Here is a 24,321-nt window from a genome sequence, read left to right as displayed (position 1 = left end):
TTCGGTGGTCACAAACCCAGTTCCCAAAGTTCCCTGCGGAGTATCCCATGACGGTCGTCACGCGTTTCGCCCCCTCGCCAACCGGTTTCCTGCATATCGGGGGCGCCAGGACGGCCCTGTTCAACTGGCTCTACGCACGCCATCACGGCGGGAAATATCTGCTGCGCATCGAAGACACCGACCGCGCCCGCTCCACCCAGGACGCCATTGAGGCAATCCTCGACGGCTTGAACTGGTTAGGTCTGATGCCCGACGGCGATGTCGTCTTTCAGTCGAAGAACGCCGACCGCCATGCCGCGGTCGCGAAGGAGTTGCTGGCGGAAGGCAAGGCATACCTCTGCTATTGTTCGCAGGAAGAACTGGCGGCTATGCGTGAAAAGGCGAAGGCCGAAGGCCGGCCCATGCGTTATGACGGCACTTGGCGCGACCGGGACCCGTCCGAAGCGCCGGCCGGTGTCGACCCCGTCGTGCGGCTAAAGATGCCGCAAACCGGCGAGACGACGATTGCCGATGAGGTTCAAGGCGATGTCACCATCGGCAATGCTCAGTTGGATGACATGATCCTGCTTCGGTCCGACGGCACGCCGACTTATATGCTGTCCGTCGTCGTTGACGACCACGATATGGGCGTCACCCATGTCATCCGCGGTGACGACCATCTGACCAACGCTTTCCGGCAATATCAGCTGTTCGTCGCCTGCGGCTGGGATGTGCCCACATTCGCGCATATCCCGCTTATCCACGGGCCGGACGGCGCCAAACTGTCAAAACGCCATGGCGCACTCGGCGTCGATGCCTATCGCGACATGGGTTACTTGCCGGAAGCCATAAACAACTACCTGCTCCGCCTCGGCTGGGCACATGGCGATGAAGAAATCATCAGCCAAGATCAGGCCGTCGAGTGGTTCGACCTTCCCGCCGTCGGTAAATCCGCTGCCCGTTTTGATTTCGCAAAGCTTGAAAACCTGAACGGCCACTATATTCGGCAAGCCGATGACGCGCGTCTCGCCGCTCTCGCCGCCAAGGAAATCGGCGATGTCGATGATGCAGGCGTTTCACTGCTTACAGCCGGCATGCCGGGGCTGAAAGAGCGCGCAAAAACAGTCGCTCAACTGGCTGAAAGTGCTAAATTTTACTTGAGCCGACCGACCTTCCCGCTCGAGATCCCGAAGGCCGCCAAATTGCTGGCCGGCGATGCCCCGAAACTGCTGGGCGATGCGGCTGAGTTCCTTGAAAGCTATGAGGATTGGGCGGAAGAGAGTCTTCAGGAGGCTTTGCGTGGCTGGGCGGAGGAACGTGAATTGGGCCTGGGCAAGATTGCGCAGCCGCTTCGCGCGGCGCTGACGGGGTCGAACATCTCCCCCAGCATCTTCGAAATCATGGTGGTATTGGGCAAGGAAGAGAGCTTGGCGCGGATCCGTGCTGCGGCTGCACAATCGTAACTACCGAAACACACTGTTTCCCTATCCCAACACCGCGCCACTATTTGCGTCCGAACGGGCCACAGCGTATAAAAGCGTCGCTGTTTATGCGTTGCAGCATAGCTGCGACCAGCCACGGAACTATCCCCGAAAGTGTGGGTGGGGGGGCCGAGGCATACTTCGGAGATAAAGGAGGCTGGAATGGCTGAAGATAAAAACTACGTGACCCTTGTCGATCATCCCACCGGGAAAAGTTACGATTTTGCCCTGATGGACGGAACGACGGGGCCCAAGGTCATCGACGTCCGTAAATTGTATGCCGAAACGGGTTACTTCACCTATGACCCGGGTTTCACGTCCACGGGTTCCTGTGAATCCGAAATCACTTATATCGACGGCGATGAAGGCATTCTGCTGCACCGCGGCTACCGGATCGAAGATCTGGCTGAAAACTGCACCTTCATGGAGGTCGCCTATTTGCTGCTGCGCGGCGAATTGCCGAACCAGCAGGAAAAGGAAGATTTCGAGCAGACCATCACCTATCACACGATGGTTCACGAACAGCTGCTGAATTTCTACCGCGGTTTCCGCCGCGATGCGCATCCGATGGCCGTTATGGTCGGCGTTGTCGGGGCTCTGTCCTCTTTCTACCACGACTCGACCGATATCACCGATCCGAAGCAGCGGATGATCGCGTCACACCGCCTGATCGCCAAGATGCCGACAATCGCGGCCATGGCGTATAAGTATTCCGTCGGTCAGCCTTTCATCTACCCGCGCAACGACCTGTCCTATGCGGAAGACTTCTTGCACATGACCTTCTCCGTTCCGGCGGAGCAGTACAAGATCAGCCCGACTGTCGCGCGGGCCATGGACAGGATCTTCATCCTGCATGCTGATCATGAGCAGAACGCCTCGACCTCGACGGTCCGCATCGCCGGTTCCTCGGGCGCCAACCCGTTCGCCTGCATCGCGGCCGGTATCTCCTGCCTGTGGGGCCCCGCGCATGGTGGCGCGAACGAAGCGGTCCTCAACATGCTCGCCGAGATCGGGCACAAGGACAACATTCCGAAATTCATCGAAAAGGCGAAGGACAAGAACGATCCGTTCCGCCTGATGGGCTTCGGTCACAGGGTTTATAAGAACATCGACCCGCGTGCGACGGTCCTGAAGAAGAGCGCCGACGAAGTCTTGGCCGAATTGGGCGTGGACGATCCGCTGCTCGAACTGGCGCAGGAACTGGAACAAATCGCCCGCAACGACGACTATTTCGTCGAGCGCAAGCTGTTCCCGAATGTCGACTTCTATTCCGGCATCATTCTGAAGGCGATCGGATTCCCGACCAGCATGTTCACCGTGCTGTTCGCCTTGGCCCGTACTGTGGGCTGGGTGGCGCAGTGGAATGAGATGATCACCGATCCGTCGCAAAAGATCGGTCGTCCGCGCCAACTTTACAAAGGCAACACGGAACTCCCCTTTACGCCGATCGACAAGCGTTAAGATCTTCCGGGTTTCAAGACAAAAGGGCGGTGCTACGGCACCGCCCTTTTTGATTCTTCAAGCCGCCTATTCGTTCCCGATCAGGCAATGTCTTTCAGGACCGCCCGCGCTGCGGCTTCGCTGGGCGTTACGCCGTCAGGGGGCCGTAATGCATCCAACCCGGGCGCCAAGGCGGCCAATTGCCGTTCCCCTTCCGGACCAAGCAATGCGTCCAGGTCTGCTGCTAACAGATCCCCACGGCAGTCGCGTTGAAGCCGCTCCGGTATCGGCGGGTCGCGCCCTTCCATGACGGCCATGATGTTTATCAGGCTCGCATGATCGATACTAACCATGCGTCGCACGATCCAATGCGTCAGGCTGTTCATGCGATAGGCAATGACCGCCGGTGTTTCGGCCAATGCCAGCTCCAGGGATACCGTGCCGGACGCCGCCACGGCGGCCTGTGCGGCTTTCATCGCACCAAACCGGTCGGCCTCCCCGATGACGATTGAAATAGGTACCGGCCAATCGGCCGCCAATTCGGTCACGAGGTCACTCAGATGGGGCACGGTGGGTAGAACACAGACGAAGTCCCTGCCCTTGGCCATCAGTCCTTCGATTGCCGCCCGAAAGGGTGCCATATGCCGGCTGACTTCGCCGAACCGGCTACCGGGCAGCACGGCGATCACCGTCTTGTCTTGGCCGATCCCATGGGCTTGGCGAAACACATTCCCATCCGCCTCTTTCAGGCCGGATTCGAGGACGGAATGGCCGACGAATGTCGTCTTCAGCCCGACGGCCTCGAAATACGGCGGTTCAAACGGCAGCAATGTCAGCAGATGGTCGAAATGGCGTTTGAACTTATGGACCCGTTTTGCCCGCCAGGCCCATACCGTCGGTGCGACATAGTGGATCTTTCGAATTCCAGGCGTCTTGATTTTCGTGACGAAACCATGGGCAAATCCTGGCGAGTCGATGGTAATGACCGCGTCGGGCTGCAAATCGTCGACCGCCTTGGCCGCCTGACGCATCCGGCCCATGATCCGCCTGGCATGAGGCAAAACCTCCAAGAGCCCCATGACGGACAATTCGGACATAGGGAACAGGCTGCGAAGCCCTTCTGCCTCCATCAGCGGGCCGCCGATGCCATGGATCTCCACCCTATTACCCGTCAAACGGCGAAGAGCGCGGATCAAGCGGGCACCCAAAGCGTCCCCTGACGATTCACCGGCTACCAGGAACAACACGGGGGATGCTTCCGTCGACATGATGGCGTTCAGGGGTCGATGGCCGTAAGAAATATGCCCGCGCGGTCGGCCGCGGCGACAGTACGCGCCTGGTCGACGATTATTGTGCGATCCGTTTCGATCGCAATCCCGGAAAACCCGGCGGCAGAGACCCGTTCAACCGTCTGCTCCCCAATCGTCGGCAAGTCGACGCGACTGTCTTGTCCCGGCTTGGCGATCTTGATCAAGACTGGGCCGGGTCCCGGGCGTTTCAGGTTTCCGCACCGTTCAATCAGGGCGTCCGTTCCCTCAATCGCCTCCACGCCCAGCACGATACCTTCCTGAACGACTACGGCCTGGCCGACATCGGCGGGCCCCAATGTTTTCAGTACGAACAGGCCACGGTCGATATCCGCCTGTTGGGCGGCATCGGGCTTCGTCGTGGTCAAGGACCCTGCCGCCACGCCGGTAGGGCCCAGCACCTCGCCAATCGGGATGACATTGAACCCATGTTTGTCCTGAAAGTAGTTGGCGACGCGGGTCAATAGATCGTCGTCCCCGCCGGCGCCCTTGCCTACTGTTGCGAAGAACTTCAGCGCTTCCGCATCAGGCCGCAATTGGGCCAAGCTCGGTCGGCTGACCTTGCCTGCCATGACAAGGTCCCGGACGCCTTCTTTTTTGAACAATTTCAGGGCTTTGCCTGCCGCTCCTATGCGAATGACCGCATGTGGAAACCGGGACAGGCGGTCGATATCCGCCTGATGTTCAATGGCCACGACGAAGAAGGGCCGGCCAGATTCCTCGCATTCCTCGCAAATCCGCAAAGGAAGATCGCCGCCGCCCGCGATAATGCCGAGCTTAGTCACCATGCCCGCTTTTTGGCTGGGTAATACCGCGGGAAGAACTTCCTGCCATGAACTCGACGATTTCCATCACCCCCGAATTCGCCTCGAACAGCTTGGCCACGTCCTGCACCCGCTCGCCCATTGTACCTTCATCGGCAAACAACATCCGATAGGCTGTGCGAAGGTCGTGAACATCATCTTTGCCGAAACCCCGTCGCTTCAAGCCGACGATGTTCAAACCGCTAAGCCGTGCCCTGTCGCCCATGACGGAGCCATATGGTATCACATCGTTCTCAACGCCCGACATGCCGCCAACCATCGCGTGTTTGCCGATTCGAACGAATTGATGAACGGCGGAAAGGCCGCCGATGATCGCGAAGTCTTCCAATACGACATGACCTGCAATCGTCGCGTTGTTGGCCATGATGACGCTATTGCCGACAATGCAATCATGGGCCACATGGGCGCCGACCATGAACAGACCGTTATCGCCGACACGTGTTTCCATGCCGCCACCTTCGGTGCCCGGGTTCATGGTCACGTGTTCGCGGATCCGATTGTTCTTGCCTATGATCAAACGCGAGGGCTCACCCTTGTATTTCAGATCCTGCGGCGGCGTACCGATGGACGCGAAGGGGTAAATTTCCGTCCCCTCCCCGATTTCGGTCCGCCCGTCGACCACGACATGGGAATGCAATACGACCCGGTCGCCCAGAGTGACGTCGGCACCGACGATACAATACGGGCCGATGTTGACCTCCGCGCCAAGGGTCGCGGCCGGGTCGACGACCGCCGTTGGGTGAATGGTACCGGTCATTCGGCGTCCTTGATCATGGCGGTGAAGACCGCTTCAGCCACGAGGGTGCCGTCAACAGTGGCGCGGCCTTCAAATTTCCAGACCGGGCCGCGGTTTTGCTTCCGAGTGACGTGGATTTGCAACTGGTCCCCGGGTTCGACGGGACGGCGAAACTTCGCTTCTTCGACCGACATGAAGTAGACGAGCTTTCCTTCGGCATCGGTGCCGAGAGAGGAAACGACAACCACGCCGGCGGTCTGCGCCATGCTTTCGACGATCAAGACACCCGGCATGATTGGACGTTCCGGAAAATGTCCCTGGAAATGAGGTTCATTGATCGAAACGTTCTTGATTCCAATCGCGCCTTCGTAAGGCACAAAATTGACGACGCGGTCCACCATCAGGAACGGATACCTGTGCGGAATCCGCTTCATCACTTCGTTGATTTCAATGGTTTGGGATGTCGCCGTATCCGATTCCGCCATCGTTCGTTATTCCTGTTCTTTTACCATGCGATTCAGCAGCGCGTTCTTGCGCAGCCAATTTCTATGTTCTCCGGCTGGCACGCCGGCAAAGGTGGACCCCGCAGGGACGGATTTGGTTACACCGGACATTGCAGCGATTCTGGTCCCCGCGCCGATGGTCAAGTGACCGGCAACTCCAACTTTCGCCGCACATATCACGAAATCTTCGAGGACAGCGCTGCCGGCGATGCCAGTTTGCCCTGCGAGGACACAGTGCTTGCCGAGGCGCACGTTGTGCCCGATCTGTACAAGATTATCAATCTTGGTCCCGTCGCCGATCACTGTGTCCGGCCCCATGCCGCGGTCGATTGTGGAATTCGCGCCGATCTCAACATCATTGCCGATGACGACTCTGCCCAGTTGCGGCAACTCCACATGTCCGCGCGGGTCCATTGCGAAGCCGAAACCACGCGTTCCGATCCGCGCGCCGGGATGAATTTGGACGCGTTCCCCGACATCACAGCATTCCAATGTCGAATTCGCTCCAACCCGCCCGTCCGCGCCAATGGTGATCCCGGTGCCGAGCACCGCGTTCGCGCCGATATGCGTCCTTGCCCCGACAGAGGCGCCCTCCCCGATCACCGCGCCTGCATCGACGCATATACCGTCCCCAAGTTTCGCGGAGTCGGCGATGACGGCCGATGGGTGAATGCCTGGAACGGTGGCGGGCAATGGATAAAAAGCCTGTACGATAAGGGCAAAACTGCGATACGGCGCATCACTGACAAGCAGGCGGCAATCAGCCGGGGCTTTTTCCACATCCCGCGGTGCGACAACGCAGGCACCGGCCTCCGTCTGGCTGAATGCCGATACGTATTTCCGATTATCCAGGAAGCTGATCTGATCCTCTCCGGAATCGGTCAGTGTTCCGATATCCCGAATCTCTTTGCTGCCGCTCTCAGGGCTCTGCAGAACCGCCTCACCAATCTTGGCGAGGTCACCGAGGGTGAAAGGGCCATGCCTTTGGAAAAAACGGGGATCAGCCATCACGGACCCTTACTGCTGTTTGGACAGGTCTACCGTTTGAATACGCTGATTCAACCGTTCAAGGGCCTCATCGCTTACCAACAACTTGGCATCCACGTAGGAAACAGTGCGATCTTCACGGGACATGTTCAGCATCAAATTGATTCCGCGTTCCTGCGCGATCTCAACCACGACCTCGCGCAATGCCTCGCGTATTTGGCGGCGGGCAGAGGCGTATAATCGATCCAGCTCCTGCTTGCGCTGACGCGCTACGCCCTGCAGTTCTCCAAGTTTCTTCCGAAATTCCTGTTGGCGCTGCTGGAATACATCGGGTGCCAGAACATTTTGCTGCGACAACAGCGCGGTGCGCTCCTCTTCCAGGGCACGCTGTTCTGATTCCAACTGAGATTGGAATTCGGCCCGCCGGCCTTCAATCTGGTCGCGGAGGCTTTGCCAGGCAACGGATTGCCGTTCAACCGCCCCAACGTCGATCACCGCGATGACCGGCGTAGGCATCTGTTGCGCGTGGGAAACTCCGGAAACAGCAAAAACAAATACAAGCCCAACTGCGAATAGGTACGCCCTAATCGACCGTGACATTTGAAACTCCTTGAACCCTAGAAACGGGTTCCAAAACTAAAGCGGAAAAATTCAGTCTCATCGTGGTCTTCCTTTACCAAGGCTTGGGTGAAGTCCACACGAATTGGCCCAAAGGGCGAAACCCAGTTGACACCGACACCGACCGAAGCACGGATTGACCCGGTATCGACGAGGGACGCGCCGGTATCGTCAATCTCCGTCAAGGTACCGAAATCGCTGAATACTGCGCCTTTGATACCGAATTCCTCGGGTAGCCCGACAGGGAACAGGACTTCAACGGACCCGCGGGCCATTTGCTGACCGCCAAGGGAATCATCCGTCGCCAAATCCCGCGGACCAACGCCGGCATTCTCAAAACCGCGAAGGCTGTCACCACCAAGGAAAAATCGGTCGTTGATCCGGACATCATCGCCGATACCGACGATGTAGCCGACTTCGCCATTGATGCTGGCCAGAATATCGTCCGAAAACTGATGGTACAATGTACCTTCCAGGGTCGTCTTGCCATAGGTGACATCGCCGCCAAGACCTGCGAAATCCGTTCCGAGAGCGACAATAAACCCGTCGGTCGGATCAACGCGGCTGTTGCGTTTGTCATAGGTCAGCGTTTGTCCAATGATCGACCGGGTCGACACACCTTCCTGATCGCGGATGATACGCGATGCGTTGGCGTCGACGTCCTGAATGTCCTGCCGGCTCAACCGATAGAACACCCCTTGCCGCCAATCATCGTTGATGTCGTAGCCGACGCGAAGCGCCCCACCGGTTTCCTGGAGATCGAAGGAACTTTCGTCCTGGTTGTCTCGGACCCGGTGGAACAGGTCAAAACCGCCGGACAATTCCTTGTCCAGGAAATATGGTTCGGTGAATGACAGATCCAGCCCCGATTCTTCCTGCGCAACGATCAGGCGAAGGTTCAGGTCTTGGCCCTTCCCCAGCAGGTTTCTCTCCCGGATGCCGATTTCACCCAAAGCACCGGTAGTAGACGAAAAACCTGCGCCGAGCGTGATTTCCCCGGTAGACTGTTCCGTTACATCCACCTCAATTACGGTTTTGTCGGGCGTTGTCCCTGGGACGTTGTTTACGTCCACATTACTGAAGAAACCCAGCGCGCGAAGGCGGTCCCGGCTGCGCCGCAGGCGGGATGAATTGAAGGCGTCGCCTTCAACCAATTGGAACTCCCGACGGATGACGCGGTCCAATGTCCGAACGTTGCCCCGGATGTCGATACGCTCAACATAGACTTTCGGTGCTTCGCCAATTTGGAAGGTTAAATCGATGACGAGGTTTTCACGATCACGTTCCGCCAAGGGACGAACATCGACGAAGGCATACCCCTGCTCGCCCACCGCGTCGGTCAGCCGCAGAATTGCATCGTCCACCGCATCCGCGTCGTAGTACTCGCCCGTTTCAAGTTCGATGAATTCCTTCAACGGTTCGGCTTCGACATCGACGATTTGAGAGACGACATTGAATGTGCCGAACTTGAACCGTTCCCCTTCCTCTACAGTGATCGTGATGAAAAAACTCTCACGGTCCTCGCTGAGTTCAGCCACCGCGGATACGACTCGAAAATCGACGAATCCGTTGGCCAGATAATGCCGGCGCAACAATTCGCGGTCGAAGGTCAAGCGATCGGGGTCATAGGTATCGGCGCTGCTCAAGAAACGGTACCAAGCCGATTCCTTGGTCGCCACGACGCTGCGCAAATCACTGTCAGAGAAGTATTTGTTCCCGATGAAACTGATTTTTTCGATGTCCGTGACCGGCCCTTCGGAAATTTCGAAGACCAAATCAACACGGTTCTGTTCAAGCTGAATGACTTTCGGCTCAACGGTCGCGGCGAAGCGCCCGCTTCGGCGATAAACGTCTAGAATCCGACGCACATCGCTTTGCACCCGGGTCCGGGTGTAGACGACACGAGGCCGCAATTGAACCTCCGCATCCAAGGCTTCGTCCTTGATGCGCTTGTTCCCCTCGAAGGCGATGCGGTTGATAATCGGGTTCTCGACGATCCGAACCACCAGGGCATTGCCCTCCTGACGCATGGTCACGTCGGCGAACAGACCGGTCGAAAAGAGTGTCTTGAGGGATTGGTTGATGGCGGATGGATCAAACGGATCCCCTTCCTTGACGGAAAGGTAAGAAAGAACCGTTTCAGTTTCGATTCGCTGAGATCCCTGCACCACAATTTCTTCGATGACGGGGGTGCCCGGGCGCACCGGCTGCGGCGTTACCCGCTGTGTCTCCCCACCCGTGGCGGGTGCCGGGGGAATGATCGTCTGCACTTGGGCACGCGCCTGATGGCCGGCACCAGCGGCACAAACGGCCAAAATGGCCGCGGCGACCACCGCGATCAGGAACTGCCGACGCAAACGCACGTACACATCCTACTCCCAAAACCCGCGACTGCGATCACAGTTAGATAAACGCGGTCGTAACGATTCTATTTCTATTTCGTCGTATACTACAACGGCAAGTGAATGAAATCATTCACAGTAACGAATACCATTAAGCCAACAATCAAAGCCAAGCCTATTCTTAGCCCGTATTCTTGAGCTTTTTCCCCCATCGCTTTTCCGCGGATGCCTTCGATTGCGTAGAAAAGCAAATGGCCACCGTCCAACATGGGGACCGGGAACAAGTTGATAAGCCCCAGATTCACGGATAGCAAGACCGCGAAATGCAGCAGCGCCAGCGCACCCATTTGCGCGAAATCATTCGACAATTGAACAATCCGCACCGGACCGCCCAGTTCCTCCGTTCCGCGATCACCGGTGATCATCTCACCAACGGATTCGAGGGTGAGCGTTATCATGCGCCAAATTTCCGTAGTTGCCTTTGTGACGGCTTCGAAAACGCTTGATGTGACGTAAATCGGCGCCGGGCCATGGACGCCCAACCGATAGGTTTTAACTTCCGATCCGTCCTCGGCGGGAATCATCACTTCGCGTGGCGCCGCCGTTAGGAAAGAAACGGCCCCGTCGCGTTCAATCTCAAACCGTAATTCCTGGCCGTCGCTCTCGACAACGGCCTGTTGCAGATCCCCGAACCCGCCAACGGGCGTGCCGTCGATGGACAATATACGGTCCCCGGCCTGGAACCCCGCCTCGCCGGCCGCGGAATCCTCAACGACCCCACCGATTCCCCCAGTCACGAAGTCGCCCGGCGTTGGCTGTCCTACCGTCATGAAGACGCCGGCAAGAACCACGATCGCGAACAGGAAATTGGCGAACGGTCCCGCAGCGACGACCGCTGCCCGGCGGCCCAATGACTTATGGGAGAAGGATACTTCCTTCTCCGCCGCCGTCATTTCGACAGGTCCGCCTTCCAGGTCGGCTGGCATTGAATGCTCGCCGAACATCTTCACATATCCACCCAGCGGCAACAGACTGATCTTCCACCGCGTTCCGTGGCTGTCCGTCCAGCCACACAATTCCTTGCCGAAACCGATGGAGAACGTCTCCACTCGAACGCCACACCAGCGCGCGACGGCGTAGTGACCCAGTTCGTGCACGAAAACCAGCAGACAGAGAACCCAAATGAAGTTGAGGTATCCGATATCGCCGACCAATTGATCCATGATCAAAATAACCTTTTGAAATTAGTCTTTATCAAAACGTCTGCGCCACCGCGGCAAGCGGAGGCGCCATTTTATCCAAACATTCCCGAGCGCGGGCCCTGCCCTCCGCATCCGCGGCAATCGCATCTTCCAAGCTGCCGATCTCGGCGGGCACCGTTTCCGTCAAAACCTTTTCAACCAGGGCCGCAATATCAAGGAAACCAATCTGCCCTTCAAGGAAGCTTGCAACCGCGATCTCGTTGGCCGCATTCAGCACCGGCGGCGCATTTCCACCTGCAGTCAACGCCTGGCGGGCCAGCCGCAAGGCGGGGAATCGCGATTCGTCCGGTTTTTCGAAGGTTAAAGCCCCCATAACCGTGAAATCGAGCCGGTTCGCAGGCGCGTGAATACGGTCGGGCCAACCCAGCGTGTGCGCGATCGGAACACGCATATCCGGTGACCCAAGCTGCGCCAGTACCGATCCGTCCGCATATTGAACCATGGAATGGATGATCGACTGCGGGTGGACGACCACGTCAATCCGATCTTCCGGCATGTCGAACAGATGGTGCGCCTCGATGATTTCCAATCCCTTGTTCATCATCGTGGCGGAATCTATGGAAATCTTGGCACCCATATCCCAGTTCGGATGATTGAGGGCCTGTTTTGGCGTCACGGCGGCCATGCTTTCCGTCGTCCAGTCGCGGAACGGCCCGCCGGACGCCGTCAGGATAATCTTCTCAAGCCCGTCCCGGTTCCGCTCCTCCAGCACCTGGAAGATAGCATTGTGCTCGGAATCCGCCGGAAGAAGTCGTGCGCCTGCGGCCCGTGCCGCCTGCATCATCAAATCACCCGCGCAGACAAGGCATTCCTTGTTGGCAAGCGCCACTGCCGCGCCGCGTTGGACAGCCGCCATCGTAGGCGCCAAACCCGCCGCACCGACAATGGCCGCCATAACCCAATCCGACGCCCATTGCCCGGCTTCGATCAGGGCGTCCGGCCCGGCGGCAAGCTGGGTACCCGTCCCACCAACACGTTCTTTTAGCGCCGCATAGAGCGACGCATCGGCGATAACGGCGAATTCCGGCTTGAACTGCGCAATCTGTGCGGCCAAGCCCTCGACGTCGCGATTGGCGGTCAAGGCAGCGACACGGTACTTGTCCGGCGATCGGCCAACAAGATCCAGGGTGTTACCACCGACCGACCCGGTGGAACCGAGGACCGAAACCGACTTTTGCTGTGTCATACCGAATTATCTTTCAAAACCGTCTCCGCCCTCACCATGTCGCCGGCGGTCCGCCCGCGGCGAGGGCGATGCAGGCCAGGATGGGCGTCGCAAAAAGGAAACCGTCCAAACGGTCCAATGCGCCGCCGTGCCCTGGGATAATAGACCCTGAATCCTTAACGCCTGCCTGTCTTTTTGCCCAGGATTCGAGCAAATCGCCCATCTGGGATGCCACGGAGACCAACAACGCGGCCGCAACCATCGGAATTATGGGAAGCGAGGCGGTCATTCCGAACAGCGCAGCGGCCGAAGCGCTGCCTGCCAAAGCACCGATAGAACCGGACCATGTCTTTTTCGGACTAATCGCAGGGGCGAGTTTCGGTCCGCCGACAATCCTGCCGACAATATAGGCCGACACGTCGCTGGCCACTACGACCAGCAGCAACAGAATCCACAGATCGCCACCACCGTCGGCTTGGCGCATCCAAATTGCGGCGATCCCGGCGGCCGCAATGTAGGCGACACCAGCGATCCCGATCCAAGATAGAGAACGGCCCAGACCAAAGCGAATACCGGCCAGAACCGCGATAGCCACGGGTACTGCGATCAGTCCCTGATCAAAGGCAACGAAAGCCACCAGCGCCAAAGGGAGGAGTTCCGCCCCTACCAACAACAGCTTATCGATAACCGTGGCGGCCTGCGCCAGTAGTCCGAGTTCCCAAGCCATCCATCCGCAGATGACCACAACGGCCACGGCAAATGCCTGGCCGCCATGCCAGATCAGAAACCCGGCGGCCGGCAGCATCACTGCAGCGGAGGCGATCCGGGGAACTAGATCGCGGAATTTACTAGCGGGTTCCGGCGGTTGCGCCATAACGCCGTTCGCGTTTGCCATATTCGTCCACGGCTTGTTGCAGGTCTTCCTTGCCGAAATCGGGCCAGAACTTATCCAGGAATACAAACTCCGTATAAGCGCATTCCCAGAGCAGGAAGTTACTGATACGCCGTTCACCGCTGGTTCGAATCAAAAGATCCGGATCGGGTATGCCAGCCGTGCCCAAATGGGCGGCAAAGACCGTTTCGTCGATCGCGTCAGCACGAATGAGGCCTAGGGAGACGGAGGTCGCCAATTTCCGGGCCGCTTCCGCGATGTCGTGCCGACCGCCGTAGCTCAAGGCGAGGACCAGGGTCATCCCGGTGTTTTCGGCGGTCGTGCTTTCCGCCTCCTCAACCAAGCGGACGATGTCTTTTGATAGCCGTGCCCGGTCTCCGATCACGCGGAAACGTATACCTTTGGCATGCAGGTCCGCGATTTCGGATTTCAGATACCGGCGAAGAAGGTTCATCAACTCGCCGACTTCTTCTTCCGGTCGTCGCCAATTCTCGGATGAAAAACTGAACAGCGTCAAATATTGGATGCCGATTTCCGCAGCGCCTTCGATGGTGCGCCGCACGGCATTGACGCCGTTCCGATGGCCCTCAATTCGCAACAGGCCGCGGGAACGCGCCCAGCGCCCGTTGCCATCCATGATGACGGCAAGGTGAGTCGGAATATCTTGCGGCTGAGTCTCGTGCATTATGCTGCCAAGGAACTACAGGTAAACGACCGTCGGCCTCAAACCTGCATGATCTCCTCTTCCTTGCTGGCCAAGGCGTCGTCGACCTTTTTAATATGCTCGTCGGTCAACTTCTGAACTTGATCTGACTCGCGGTGCATCTCGTCCTGGCTGATATCGCCGTCCTTTTCGGATTTCTTCAGATGCTCGAGTCCATCACGCCGAACATTGCGAATAGCCACTCGTGCCTGCTCCGCATATTTGCCCGCAACCTTGGTCAACTCAGCACGGCGTTCTTCGTTCAACTCGGGAATGCGGACGCGGATGACGGTCCCTTCGGTCTGCGGGTTCAACCCCAGCCCGGATTCGTTGATCGCCTTTTCGACGGATTTGGTTACGCCCTGGTCCCAGACCTGAACGCTCAGCAATCGCGGCTCGGGAACGCTAACGCCCGCGACCTGCTTCAAGGGAACCACCCCGCCATAAGCATTGACGTTGATGTCCTCGAGCAAGGAAGTGGAGGCGCGTCCCGTCCGCAGCCCCATGAATTCACGCGCAAGGGCTTCCAACGCACCATCCATGCGGCGTTGAAGATCCTTCAGGCTAAAGTCCGACATCGACGAAACTCCCGAAAATGTATTCTTGTGGCCCCGGATGCGCCGTTTGCCGCGCCTGAAATCCGGGTGCCTCCCCTATGGCCCCAAAGCTCTGAATTAGGTGACTATCCGCACTCTAAGTTTGGTCCGTAACTATCGTATACCGCCCCTCGCCGCGCAACACCCTGGCAAGGCCGCCAGGCTCCTGAACCGAGAACACGATGATCGGTATGTCATTGTCCCGGCTAAGCGTGATCGCGGACGCATCCATCACCTTAAGATCGCGCGATAACACATCCATATAGCTAAGTTTTTCAAAACGAACCGCAGCAGGGTTTTTGACTGGGTCGGAATCGTAAACCCCATCGACCTTGGTCCCTTTCATCATCGCGTCGCAATCCATTTCGGAAGCGCGCAATGCGGCGGCAGTGTCGGTGGTGAAGAACGGATTACCGGTTCCAGCCGCAAAGATCACGACCCTGCCCTTTTCCATATGCCGGACCGCGCGCCGGCGAATATAGGGCTCGCAAACCGTCTGCATCGGAATCGCCGACAGCACCCGGGTCGGCACCCCAATCGCCTCCAACGCGCTCTGCATGCCAAGTGCATTCATCACCGTGGCAAGCATGCCCATGTAATCGGCCGTCGTACGCTCCATGCCGCTGGCAGCCGCCGAAACACCCCGGAAGATGTTCCCGCCCCCAATGACCAGACAAACCTGCACGCCGGTCTCAAGGGCTTCCTTCACTTCCGCCGCCACACGGCCAACCATGCTCGGGTCCAGCCCGAAATCCTGATCACCCATCAACGCTTCACCGGAAATTTTAAGCAACACCCGCCGATAAAGAGGGGCCGGCGCCTTATCCGGCGCCGGCCCCTGACCGATGGATGCCTCAAGCTGTTCGTTGGCCGAGGTCATTCCGAATCCCCTCTCGGTCGTTCCGCCGTTCTCGTTCACTCAACCCGCACATCGCAAAAGAGGCGGCCAATTCAGGCCGCCCCATATCCGCGATGGATCAGCCTTTAACGGCCTGCGCCACTTCCGCGGCGAAGTCGGTTTCTTCCTTTTCGATCCCTTCACCGAGCTCGAAACGAACGAAGCCGGTCAGCTTGATATCCGTGCCAGCTTCCTTGGCAGCGTTTTCGACGACCTTCGAAATCTTGGTTTCGTTGTCGATCACGAAGACCTGCTCGGTCAGGACGACCTCTTCATAATACTTGCGCAGGCGACCCTGTACCATCTTTTCGATGATTTCTTCAGGCTTGCCCGATTCGCGGGCCTGTTCCGTCAGGACGGCCTTTTCACGGTCCAACGCACCTTGGTCCACGTCAGAGATGGCCAGGAATTCGGGGCGGGCAGCCGCGATATGCATCGCGATCTGTTTGCCCAATGCCTCGAGAACATCGGCCGATGCGCTGGATTCCAGTGCGACCAGAACGCCGATCTTACCGAGGCCCGGGACAAGCGCGCCATGCATGTAGGACGCAACCAAACCTTGGGAGACTTCCAACACCTTGGCACGGCGGAAACTCATGTTTTCGCCGATCGTGGCGATGTTGTGCGTCAGCTGTTCGGCGACCGTACGGCCGGTTCCCGGATACGCTGCGCCTTCGATCGCGGAGGATTCGCCGCCGACTTCCAACGCGATACCGGCGATGGTTGAAACGAATTCCTGGAAGTTTTCGTTCCGCGCGACAAAGTCGGTTTCAGCGTTGATTTCGACGGCGGCACCCTTCGTGCCCGACGTGACGACGGCAACAAGTCCATCAGCCGCGACGCGGCCGGACTTTTTCTGCGCGGCCGCAAGACCCTTGGTGCGCAGCCAATCGACTGCCGCATCCATGTCGCCATCGGTTTCCGCCAAAGCTTTCTTGCAATCCATCATGCCCGCGCCGGACTTGTCGCGCAGTTCTTTCACGAGCGCAGCTGTAATAGCAGCCATGGTTTTTCCTCTTTTCTCTATCTTCTTACGGCCCTGGCGCATCCAAAGAGCGCGCCGGAAACAGCCGCTTCATACGATCTTTCGAACCCTGCCCCGGATCCACGAAACGGTGGTATCCGGGTGGGCTGATAAAGACGATTCGTTACCGTCTTATGCACGTCGGTCCGCTTATGGGCATCGGCCTCGGCATTAAACCGAGGCCGATCCAAGCAGTACCGTTAGCTGGCCGGTGCTTCTTTAGCTTCGGCGGCCGGCGCCTCTTCAGCAGCAGGCGCTTCCGGCGCGGCTTCCGCAGCCGGTGCTTCCGCGGCCGGCGCTTCTACAGCGGCAGCCGGAACTTCTTCCGCGACCGGCGTGGCCGCTTCGCCGATATCCACACCCGACGAGGACAAGGAAACCTGAAGACCGTCAAGAATGGCGCCGGTCATCAAGTCGCAATACAGGTTGATGGCGCGCATCGCGTCGTCATTCCCCGGGATCGGATAGGTGATGCCGTCCGGGCTGGAATTCGAATCGATGACCGCAACGACCGGGATACCCAAGTTGTTGGCTTCTTGAACCGCGATGGATTCCTTGTTCGTGTCGATGATGAACAGGATGTCCGGCAGGTTGCCCATTTCACGGATACCGCCCAGCGACAGGTCCAGCTTATCGCGGTCGCGCTGCAGCTGGAGCAGTTCCTTCTTGGTCAAACCGCTCTGCTCACCGGCAAGGCGCTCATCCATTTCCTTCAGACGGCGGATCGAACCGGAAATGGTCTTCCAGTTGGTCAGCATACCGCCGAGCCAGCGGTGATTGACGAAGTACTGACCGGATTTGCCCGCGCTTTCCTTCACGATCGTCTGCGCCTGGCGCTTGGTGCCGACGAACAGGATGCGCCCGCCACCGGCGGCGACATCACGCACGGCTTGCAGGGCTTGCTGCAGCATCGGAACGGTCTGTTCCAGATCGATAATGTGAATACCGTTGCGTTCACCGAAGATGAACGGCTCCATCTTGGGATTCCAACGGCGGGTGGTGTGTCCGAAATGAACGCCAGCTTCAAGGAGCTGACGCATAGTGTATGATGGCATCGCCATGATGGCTGCCTCCTTCTCTTCTCCGGTTGTTCCTCCACGGGGCCTTGAGGCCGCTATTGCGGCACCGGATGGTAAGGTTTCCAGCCAAGGGACTTTCCCATGGACACGACCGAACCGACCCCGTGTGTGAAGTCGCGCGGGGTATATACCCTGGTTCTGACGATGGCAAGCCTGGTAGGCCCTCTGAGGAAGGTCGGACTAGGGATTTGGGACGTGGTGGAAGACATCCGCCGGAATGACGCTCAAATCGTTCGCCCCCGGCTGTCGCCATTCGAGTTTAAGCGTCGATGACCCTTTCTTCTCGAAATAGAGGATTTCGACGGGATAAAGACCCGGTTCGGGAAAGTCTGCGCCGAGGATGGGCGATGCCCTGTCCGCATGGACTTTAGGGTCCCGATAGAGCAATTGGCCCGCGATCCAAAGCTCCACACCGTCATTGGATGTCACGCGAAGGTAATGCACACCGGGTTCCTGAACCTCCAGCAGGCCTTGAATGCGTGCGCCGACCATATCGGCCCTGGGGCTGGTAAGGACGCTATCCTCGTTTCCAACATAGTTAAGCGCTTGTATCGGCTGGCCGACGATAGCCTTGCGGGTTCGGATCAACCCCCGCAAGACATCGACCTTGTTCAGTTTCCCATAGTAATAGTCGACCCGCAGGCCGTCACGAAGGCTGGGATCGTCTTCTGAGATTTGCGACGGCACGAAGGGTTCGAACCGGTTAAGCGATATGGTTTTGCTGTCGACCCGTTCGCCGGGCGCCACACGCGCGACAAAGCTGCGCAAACTGTCGACAACATCCGGTCGATCCAGGGCAAGGTTGTGACCACCCTGTTCAAATTGGATGACCGTCGTATCCGACGCACCCGTGAAACGCGCCACCGCCTCAGACGGGTCGAGCAATTCATCGTCCTGGGACAACAGGACCAGACGCGGGCCATGCGGGCCGCCTGCCGGCCATCCAAAAGCGTCATAGGCCGCCGCATTCTCTTCAGTCACGGTGAAAGGCGCCTGACGCCGGTCACCCTGATGCGTCCCTAGCGTCGCGCGCAGAACCGGTCCCGGATCAAGCGCGGGGTTCACCAGAATCGCGCCCGCGACCGGATAGTGCATCAAGACATAGTCCGCCCAAAACCCACCCAGAGACGTTCCCAGGACGATGACCGTGCGGCCTTTCAGATAGTGTTCGAAAACTTCGTCCAGCGCCGTCTTGTCGGCCTCTATATCCACATAGTCGTAATTGAAGCCAACGACGGTGTGGGTATCGCCGAACAGATCGACTACGGCGTCGTAATCGTCATTGGGCATCGCCGATTGATACCCGTGAAGCAGCAAAATTACTGTGGAAGAGAATTCCGACGGGTCGCGGCCGTCATCCGTGTAGACGGTGAATGCTTCGAACGCGCCGTCGCGGACCAACGACGGTTGCCCTTTTTCTGTGACACAGCCCGTAAGCAAGAATACTGCGGCAAGGATCGCCGCTAGGCCGCGAAGCGCAGCACACGGATAAAAGACCCTGCTTTTTTCCGCCGTTACGCAGTTGTTTCGTCGAGGTTCGATGGCCGCTTTTCCCGATGCAGAATATAGACTAGGCAGCCCCCGAAAAAGAGCGGCGCCAGAAGCATGATGGGCGGACCGAAGAAGAGGAACAACCCACCCAGCCACAGAATTCGACGCCAGCCGGTCGTCTTAACACCGATGACGAGCATCATGATGTAAGGCACCAGGTAACAAAGAAACCAGAACGCATCGTTCGTATAGGCGCGCACTCCGCCCTCCAACGTTCCGAAACCGGCCAATTTGTAGGCGATGATTTCGTTCAGGAAGAGACTGCTATTCAGAAAAGTCAGCAGGAAAGCGGCCATATCCACCGGCCCGCCTGTGCCCGCCGCCACATCGATATATTTCTCGTTCGCCTCATAAATTCCCGGCGCCAACCCATACCCGATATGATCCAGAATCGGCACCAAGATCAGCATCGGCAGAACGAATATCCACAGGCTGGACACGCGGCCCGCAATCAATTCCCCGACGCTGGCCGGCCTTTTGTCTATCGACAGCATGGCCATATAGCCCGATGTAATGAAAAAGAACGGCACCGCCCATCGACGCCAGGCCGCCATGCCCGGCAAATCAAGCGCGCTGAATTCGGAATAGGTAAAATGGCCGATGAACACCGTGGCCATCGCCAGGATCTGCAACAAATGCAAAAAATTGCTGAAGCTTCCGGTCGCCCGTTCCGGGGCTTCCGGCGGCGCCACCAGCTGATCCGGAAACATACGGTCGATCCAGACCGACATAGGCGGCGCGATGCGATAGGCCACGGGCTTCAGAAACGCACAAAACCGTCCCAACACGATACATGCTGCGATCGTAGCAACCGCCAGGGCCGTTTGATCCCATCCATCTTTCGGATCATGGCGCCATAACGATGCGAAAAAATACAGAAACGGTACGTGAAATATGAATATCGGCACGGTGTGTGGGCGCGCGATTCGGATGAAACTCTCCAGCCACGCTGGGGTCCGGTCACCGGTCAGCAAGAACTTAGACAGATAGAGGATCGGCAACAGAAAGAAGAGATGGCCGTATTGCAGCGCGAACCGCTTACTCATGTCCAAATATTGGCGGACCGAGAATGGCGCGAGCGTCTTGGTCCATTGATACAAATCCTCGCCAAGCCGCAGATACATGAACACCACGTAGCCCGTGACCGTCATGCCGAGCATGAGCCAGACCACACGCTGATCGGCAATGACATATCGCGGTAAGGATTTCAGTCTATGACCGACCAAGAGGGTTTCCTCTTTCTAACACTGTAACGGATCAAATAGAGGGCCGGTGACCGAATAGAATAGCCAACGTCACGGAAAACCCGAGTAAAATGCCGGTCTGTCCGCGCTTTACCAAATCAAAAGAAGGAAAATCGGAGCGTTAAAGGTCCTGAACGTCGATAATACCGGGAATTGCTTTAACAGCCTGACGCAAGCGGCCGTCAATTTTAAAGGTTTCGCCCAATTCGATTTCGATATCCCCTTCAGGACGATCTTTCAACTGAATCGTCACCCGGCCCCGGCCGCGTTTGCCATGCTGATGCAACAGATTGGAGAGGTGCTCAACGCAATCCGGCGTCGCCAGATAGACCTCCATCCCATCGGCTGCATGGGCCGCTTCATCCTCAAGCGACTTGACCGACAGCGCGGTAAGGCGTGGTTCCTCCCCCTCGCCCCGGACCTGAACGTCGACGGTCACCACCAACGGCTCCCCGGCGTCCAACAATTCCAAGGCGCTGTTGAGAACCTCCTGGAACATCGTCACTTCATAGGACCCGGTCGAGTCCGACATCTGCACGAAGGCCATCTTGGACCCGCGTGACGTCGTCATGATGCGCCTGCCGCCGACGATGCCCGATAGAAGTACCTGACCGCTGCGCAAACGCCCGGAGATCACATCCCGCCAGTTCACGACCCCCAGTTTTCGGCAGGTCTTGGCATAGGCTTCCAGCGGATGCGCCGAAAGATAGAACCCGATGGCGTCGAATTCCTGGTTCAGGCGCATCTGTTGCGGCCAATCGGACACGTCGCGCAGTTTCGGGCGCGTCGAAGCGCCCATGCTGTCACCGAACAGGCTAACCTGGTTGCTTTCCCGGTCCGCCAAGGCGGAGGCGGCATGGGCCGCGATCACATCCATGGATTCGAAAACCTGCCGCCGGTTGGGATTCAGACTGTCGAAGCCGCCTGCCTTGGCAAGGTTCTCCAACGCCTTCTTGTTCACGGATCTGGTATCCAGCCTGTTCGCGAAATCGAAGAGATCGGCGAACTGCCCCTTCTCTTCCCGCTCCCGCACGATGGAATCCATCGCCTGTTGACCGACATTCTTCAAGGCAGCGAGGGCGTAACGGACCTTGCGCTCCCCGGTATCGGTCTGCTCGACGGAAAACCGCACCTGGGAATGGCATATATCCGGCGGCAGCAGTTCGATATTCTGGCGGTCCATTTCCGAGCGGAACGTGTTCAGCTTGTCCGTATTATGCAGGTCCAGCGTCATAGAGGCGGCCAGGAATTCGACCGGATAATTGGCCTTCAGCCAGGCGGTCTGATAGGCGACGAGCGCATAGGCCGCCGCATGGCTCTTGTTGAAGCCATAGCCCGCGAAAGCATTGATCAGGTCGAAGATTTCATTTGCTTGCGGCGCATCGACTTGGCTGTGCTCCTTCGCCCCTTCGACGAAGGCTTTCCGCTGCGCGTCCATCTCCGCCTGGATCTTCTTACCCATGGCACGGCGCAACAGGTCGGCGCTGCCCAATGTATAGCCTGCCAGGACCTGGGCCATCTGCATGACCTGCTCCTGATAAACCGGGATGCCGAAGGTCTCCCGCAATACAGGTTCCAGCTTGTCATGCGGATAGGTCGGAATCTCTTCCTTATGTTTCCGGCGGATATAGGTCGGGATGTTCTCCATCGGACCCGGACGATACAGCGCCACGACGGCGATGATGTCCTCGAAACGGTCAGGCCGCAGTTTTTTCAGCACGTCCCGCATGCCGGAACTTTCCAGCTGGAACACGCCGACCGTTTCAGCCTTGCACAGCATTTGATAGGTCCGCGCGTCATCCAGCGGCAGCGTCGAAATGTCGAGAGGATCGCCCTTGCGGTCGTCGCGCGCGTCGATCAACTCCTTCGCCCGGGCAATCACGGTCAGGGTTTTCAGACCCAAAAAGTCGAACTTCACCAACCCGGCCTGTTCGACATATTTCATGTTGAACTGGGTGACCGGCATGTCGGAACGCGGGTCTCGATAAAGCGGCACCAAATCGGTCAACGCCCTGTCGCCGATAACGACACCTGCCGCGTGGGTCGAGGCGTGACGATACAGCCCTTCCAACGGCAGCGCCGTCTCGATCAAGGTTCTGACCGCCGGGTCCTCCACCTTCATCTGTTGCAGCATCGGCTCCCCATCGATCGCCTGCTGCAGGGTCACCGGCTTGGCCGGGTTGTTCGGCACCAGTTTGCAGATCCGGTCGACCTGGCCATAGGGCATTTGCAGGACGCGGCCGACGTCGCGCAACACGGCGCGGGCTTGAAGCTTACCGAAAGTGATGATCTGCGCGACCTGATCCTCGCCGTATTCCTTCTGCACATAGCGGATCACTTCGTCCCGGCGATCCTGGCAGAAGTCGATATCGAAATCCGGCATGCTGACGCGTTCCGGGTTCAGGAAGCGTTCGAACAGCAAATCCCAGCGCAACGGGTCCAGATCGGTGACGGTCAATGCCCAGGCGACGACCGAGCCGGCACCAGACCCACGACCAGGCCCGACCGGAATATCCCGGTCCTTCGCCCACTGAATGAAGTCGGCAACGATCAGAAAGTAGCCCGGAAACCCCATCTGGGCGATGACGTCCAACTCGTATTCCAGCCTTGTCCTGTATTTGTCGGCCGTTTCCTGACGCTCTGCCGCGTCCATCTCCTCGGTGAAGACCTGGTCTTCAAGCCGCCGCTTCAGGCCTTCAACCGCCATGTCGCGCAGGGCTTCCGCCTCGCTTCTGCCATCCAGCTTGTTATAGACCGGCAGCAGCGGCTTCTTCTTCTCCACCATGGTGGAACAGCGTCGCGCGATGACCAGGGTATTGTCGACCGCCTCGGGTATGTCCGCGAACAGCTCCCGCATCTCCGCGGCGGTCTTGAACCGGTGATCCTCGGTCAAGCGCCGGCGGTTGGACTCCGACACATAGGTACTGCCCGCGATGCAGAGCAACGCGTCATGCGCCTCGTACATCTTCTTGTCGGTGAAGAAGCATTCATTGGTCGCCACCAGCGGCAGGTCCAGCCGGTAGGCCATGTCGATCAAGGTCGGTTCGATCCGGTCCTCATCGGCCAGCCCGTGGCGCATCAGCTCCACGTAGAGGCGGCCTTCGAAGATTTCCGCCAGTCGTTTCAGAACCTCTTCGGCCTCGTCCTCCTGACCTTCCAGCAGCAAGCGCCCGACCGGCCCGCGGATGCCGCCGGTCAGCGCGATCACCCCTTCGTTCCAGTTGGCGAGGTCATCCATGTCGACCTGGGACTCCTCGGCCGGACCGGTCCCGAGGAAGGCCTTGCTGGAAAGCCGCATCAGATTGGCGTAGCCGGCATCGTTCTGGGCTAGCAGCACGACCTGGTCCGGGCGCGGCGCCTGGGTCATGCTGTTCGCCTGCCGTTTGTCCGGCGCCCGCAGGCTCAACTGCACGGCGGGGATCGGCTGCACGCCTTCCCCGCGCGCGGCGAGTGAAAACTCAAGCGCGCCGAACAGGTTGTTCGTATCCGTGACCGCAACGGCGGGCATGCCCTGCTCGCTGCAAAGCTTCACCAGATCCTTGATCCGGATCGCCCCTTCGGAGAGCGAATAGGCGGAATGAACGCGAAGATGTACGAAGTCGGCTTTTGACATGATCTTAAGCTGGCAGAGTCCTATTCCCCTGCCAATCCGGTCCGCCTGTGCAACCCGGGTACAACCGGAATTTTCTG

The 24,321-nt window shown here is 58.4% G+C and carries 20 protein-coding genes; 2 read left to right on the top strand and 18 right to left on the bottom strand.

Annotation, left to right across the window (positions count from 1 at the left end):
• Positions 1–47: 47 nt before the first annotated feature.
• On the top strand, positions 48–1,442 hold the full coding sequence (gene gltX / locus EOI86_RS08855) for a glutamate--tRNA ligase (protein ID WP_127764704.1): 1,395 nt from the start codon (positions 48–50) through the stop codon (positions 1,440–1,442).
• Positions 1,443–1,622: 180 nt separating this feature from the next.
• Positions 1,623–2,921: a citrate synthase gene (locus tag EOI86_RS08850; RefSeq protein WP_127764703.1), complete on the top strand. Its 1,299-nt coding sequence runs from the start codon at positions 1,623–1,625 to the stop codon at positions 2,919–2,921.
• 80 nt (positions 2,922–3,001) lie between these two features.
• On the opposite strand, the gene lpxB is transcribed toward EOI86_RS08850, so the two are convergent.
• The 18 genes from lpxB to dnaE all read right to left on the bottom strand — a co-directional run bounded on the left by lpxB (position 3,002) and on the right by dnaE (position 24,244).
• On the bottom strand, positions 3,002–4,168 hold the full coding sequence (gene lpxB, locus EOI86_RS08845) for a lipid-A-disaccharide synthase (RefSeq protein WP_127764702.1): 1,167 nt from the start codon (positions 4,166–4,168) through the stop codon (positions 3,002–3,004).
• Positions 4,169–4,176: 8 nt separating this feature from the next.
• A complete protein-coding gene (locus tag EOI86_RS08840) occupies positions 4,177–4,995 on the bottom strand; it encodes an LpxI family protein (RefSeq protein WP_127764701.1) in 819 nt (272 codons plus the stop codon).
• Complete coding sequence (gene lpxA / locus EOI86_RS08835; protein ID WP_127764700.1) at positions 4,985–5,788, bottom strand: acyl-ACP--UDP-N-acetylglucosamine O-acyltransferase; 804 nt, start codon at positions 5,786–5,788, stop codon at positions 4,985–4,987. Before lpxA ends, EOI86_RS08840 begins: the two co-directional genes overlap by 11 nt.
• Positions 5,785–6,252, bottom strand: coding sequence for a 3-hydroxyacyl-ACP dehydratase FabZ (fabZ, locus tag EOI86_RS08830; protein ID WP_127764699.1), 468 nt, complete (start codon positions 6,250–6,252; stop codon positions 5,785–5,787). Before fabZ ends, lpxA begins: the two co-directional genes overlap by 4 nt.
• A 6-nt stretch (positions 6,253–6,258) precedes the next feature.
• Positions 6,259–7,278: a UDP-3-O-(3-hydroxymyristoyl)glucosamine N-acyltransferase gene (gene lpxD / locus EOI86_RS08825; RefSeq protein ID WP_127764698.1), complete on the bottom strand. Its 1,020-nt coding sequence runs from the start codon at positions 7,276–7,278 to the stop codon at positions 6,259–6,261.
• Between the two features lie 9 nt (positions 7,279–7,287).
• Entirely contained in the window at positions 7,288–7,773 is a 486-nt protein-coding gene (locus EOI86_RS08820; RefSeq protein WP_161973752.1) for an OmpH/Skp family outer membrane protein, read from the bottom strand.
• A 101-nt stretch (positions 7,774–7,874) separates the two neighbouring features.
• Positions 7,875–10,244, bottom strand: a complete 2,370-nt coding sequence (gene bamA, locus EOI86_RS08815) for an outer membrane protein assembly factor BamA (protein WP_240035597.1) — start codon at positions 10,242–10,244, stop codon at positions 7,875–7,877.
• Positions 10,245–10,324: 80 nt separating this feature from the next.
• A complete protein-coding gene (gene rseP / locus EOI86_RS08810) occupies positions 10,325–11,440 on the bottom strand; it encodes an RIP metalloprotease RseP (protein ID WP_127764696.1) in 1,116 nt (371 codons plus the stop codon).
• A 31-nt stretch (positions 11,441–11,471) separates the two neighbouring features.
• Positions 11,472–12,665 carry a 1-deoxy-D-xylulose-5-phosphate reductoisomerase gene (locus EOI86_RS08805; RefSeq protein WP_127764695.1) on the bottom strand — a complete coding sequence of 398 codons (1,194 nt, stop codon included), beginning with the start codon at positions 12,663–12,665 and terminating at the stop codon, positions 11,472–11,474.
• A gap of 31 nt (positions 12,666–12,696) precedes the next feature.
• Complete coding sequence (locus tag EOI86_RS08800) at positions 12,697–13,539, bottom strand: phosphatidate cytidylyltransferase (protein ID WP_127764694.1); 843 nt, start codon at positions 13,537–13,539, stop codon at positions 12,697–12,699.
• Positions 13,493–14,221 (bottom strand): isoprenyl transferase, encoded by a 729-nt coding sequence (locus EOI86_RS08795; RefSeq protein ID WP_127764693.1) that lies wholly within the window; start codon positions 14,219–14,221, stop codon positions 13,493–13,495. The genes EOI86_RS08800 and EOI86_RS08795 overlap by 47 nt, the downstream gene beginning before the upstream one ends.
• A 38-nt stretch (positions 14,222–14,259) precedes the next feature.
• Complete coding sequence (gene frr, locus EOI86_RS08790) at positions 14,260–14,817, bottom strand: ribosome recycling factor (RefSeq protein ID WP_127764692.1); 558 nt, start codon at positions 14,815–14,817, stop codon at positions 14,260–14,262.
• Positions 14,818–14,932: 115 nt separating this feature from the next.
• Complete coding sequence (pyrH, locus tag EOI86_RS08785; protein ID WP_127764691.1) at positions 14,933–15,715, bottom strand: UMP kinase; 783 nt, start codon at positions 15,713–15,715, stop codon at positions 14,933–14,935.
• A 97-nt stretch (positions 15,716–15,812) separates the two neighbouring features.
• Entirely contained in the window at positions 15,813–16,739 is a 927-nt protein-coding gene (tsf, locus tag EOI86_RS08780) for a translation elongation factor Ts (RefSeq protein ID WP_127764690.1), read from the bottom strand.
• A 218-nt stretch (positions 16,740–16,957) separates the two neighbouring features.
• Entirely contained in the window at positions 16,958–17,818 is an 861-nt protein-coding gene (gene rpsB / locus EOI86_RS08775; RefSeq protein WP_127764689.1) for a 30S ribosomal protein S2, read from the bottom strand.
• A 198-nt stretch (positions 17,819–18,016) separates the two neighbouring features.
• Complete coding sequence (locus EOI86_RS08770) at positions 18,017–19,237, bottom strand: YqiA/YcfP family alpha/beta fold hydrolase (protein WP_127764688.1); 1,221 nt, start codon at positions 19,235–19,237, stop codon at positions 18,017–18,019.
• 113 nt (positions 19,238–19,350) lie between these two features.
• Positions 19,351–20,613 carry an acyltransferase family protein gene (locus EOI86_RS08765; RefSeq protein WP_127764687.1) on the bottom strand — a complete coding sequence of 421 codons (1,263 nt, stop codon included), beginning with the start codon at positions 20,611–20,613 and terminating at the stop codon, positions 19,351–19,353.
• A 139-nt stretch (positions 20,614–20,752) separates the two neighbouring features.
• Positions 20,753–24,244 (bottom strand): DNA polymerase III subunit alpha, encoded by a 3,492-nt coding sequence (gene dnaE, locus EOI86_RS08760; protein WP_193555773.1) that lies wholly within the window; start codon positions 24,242–24,244, stop codon positions 20,753–20,755.
• Positions 24,245–24,321 lie beyond the last annotated feature (77 nt).

This window comes from Hwanghaeella grinnelliae (assembly GCF_004005845.1).
GTDB lineage: Bacteria > Pseudomonadota > Alphaproteobacteria > UBA8366 > Aestuariispiraceae > Hwanghaeella > Hwanghaeella grinnelliae.
This window is presented reverse-complemented; position numbering and strand designations above follow the sequence as displayed.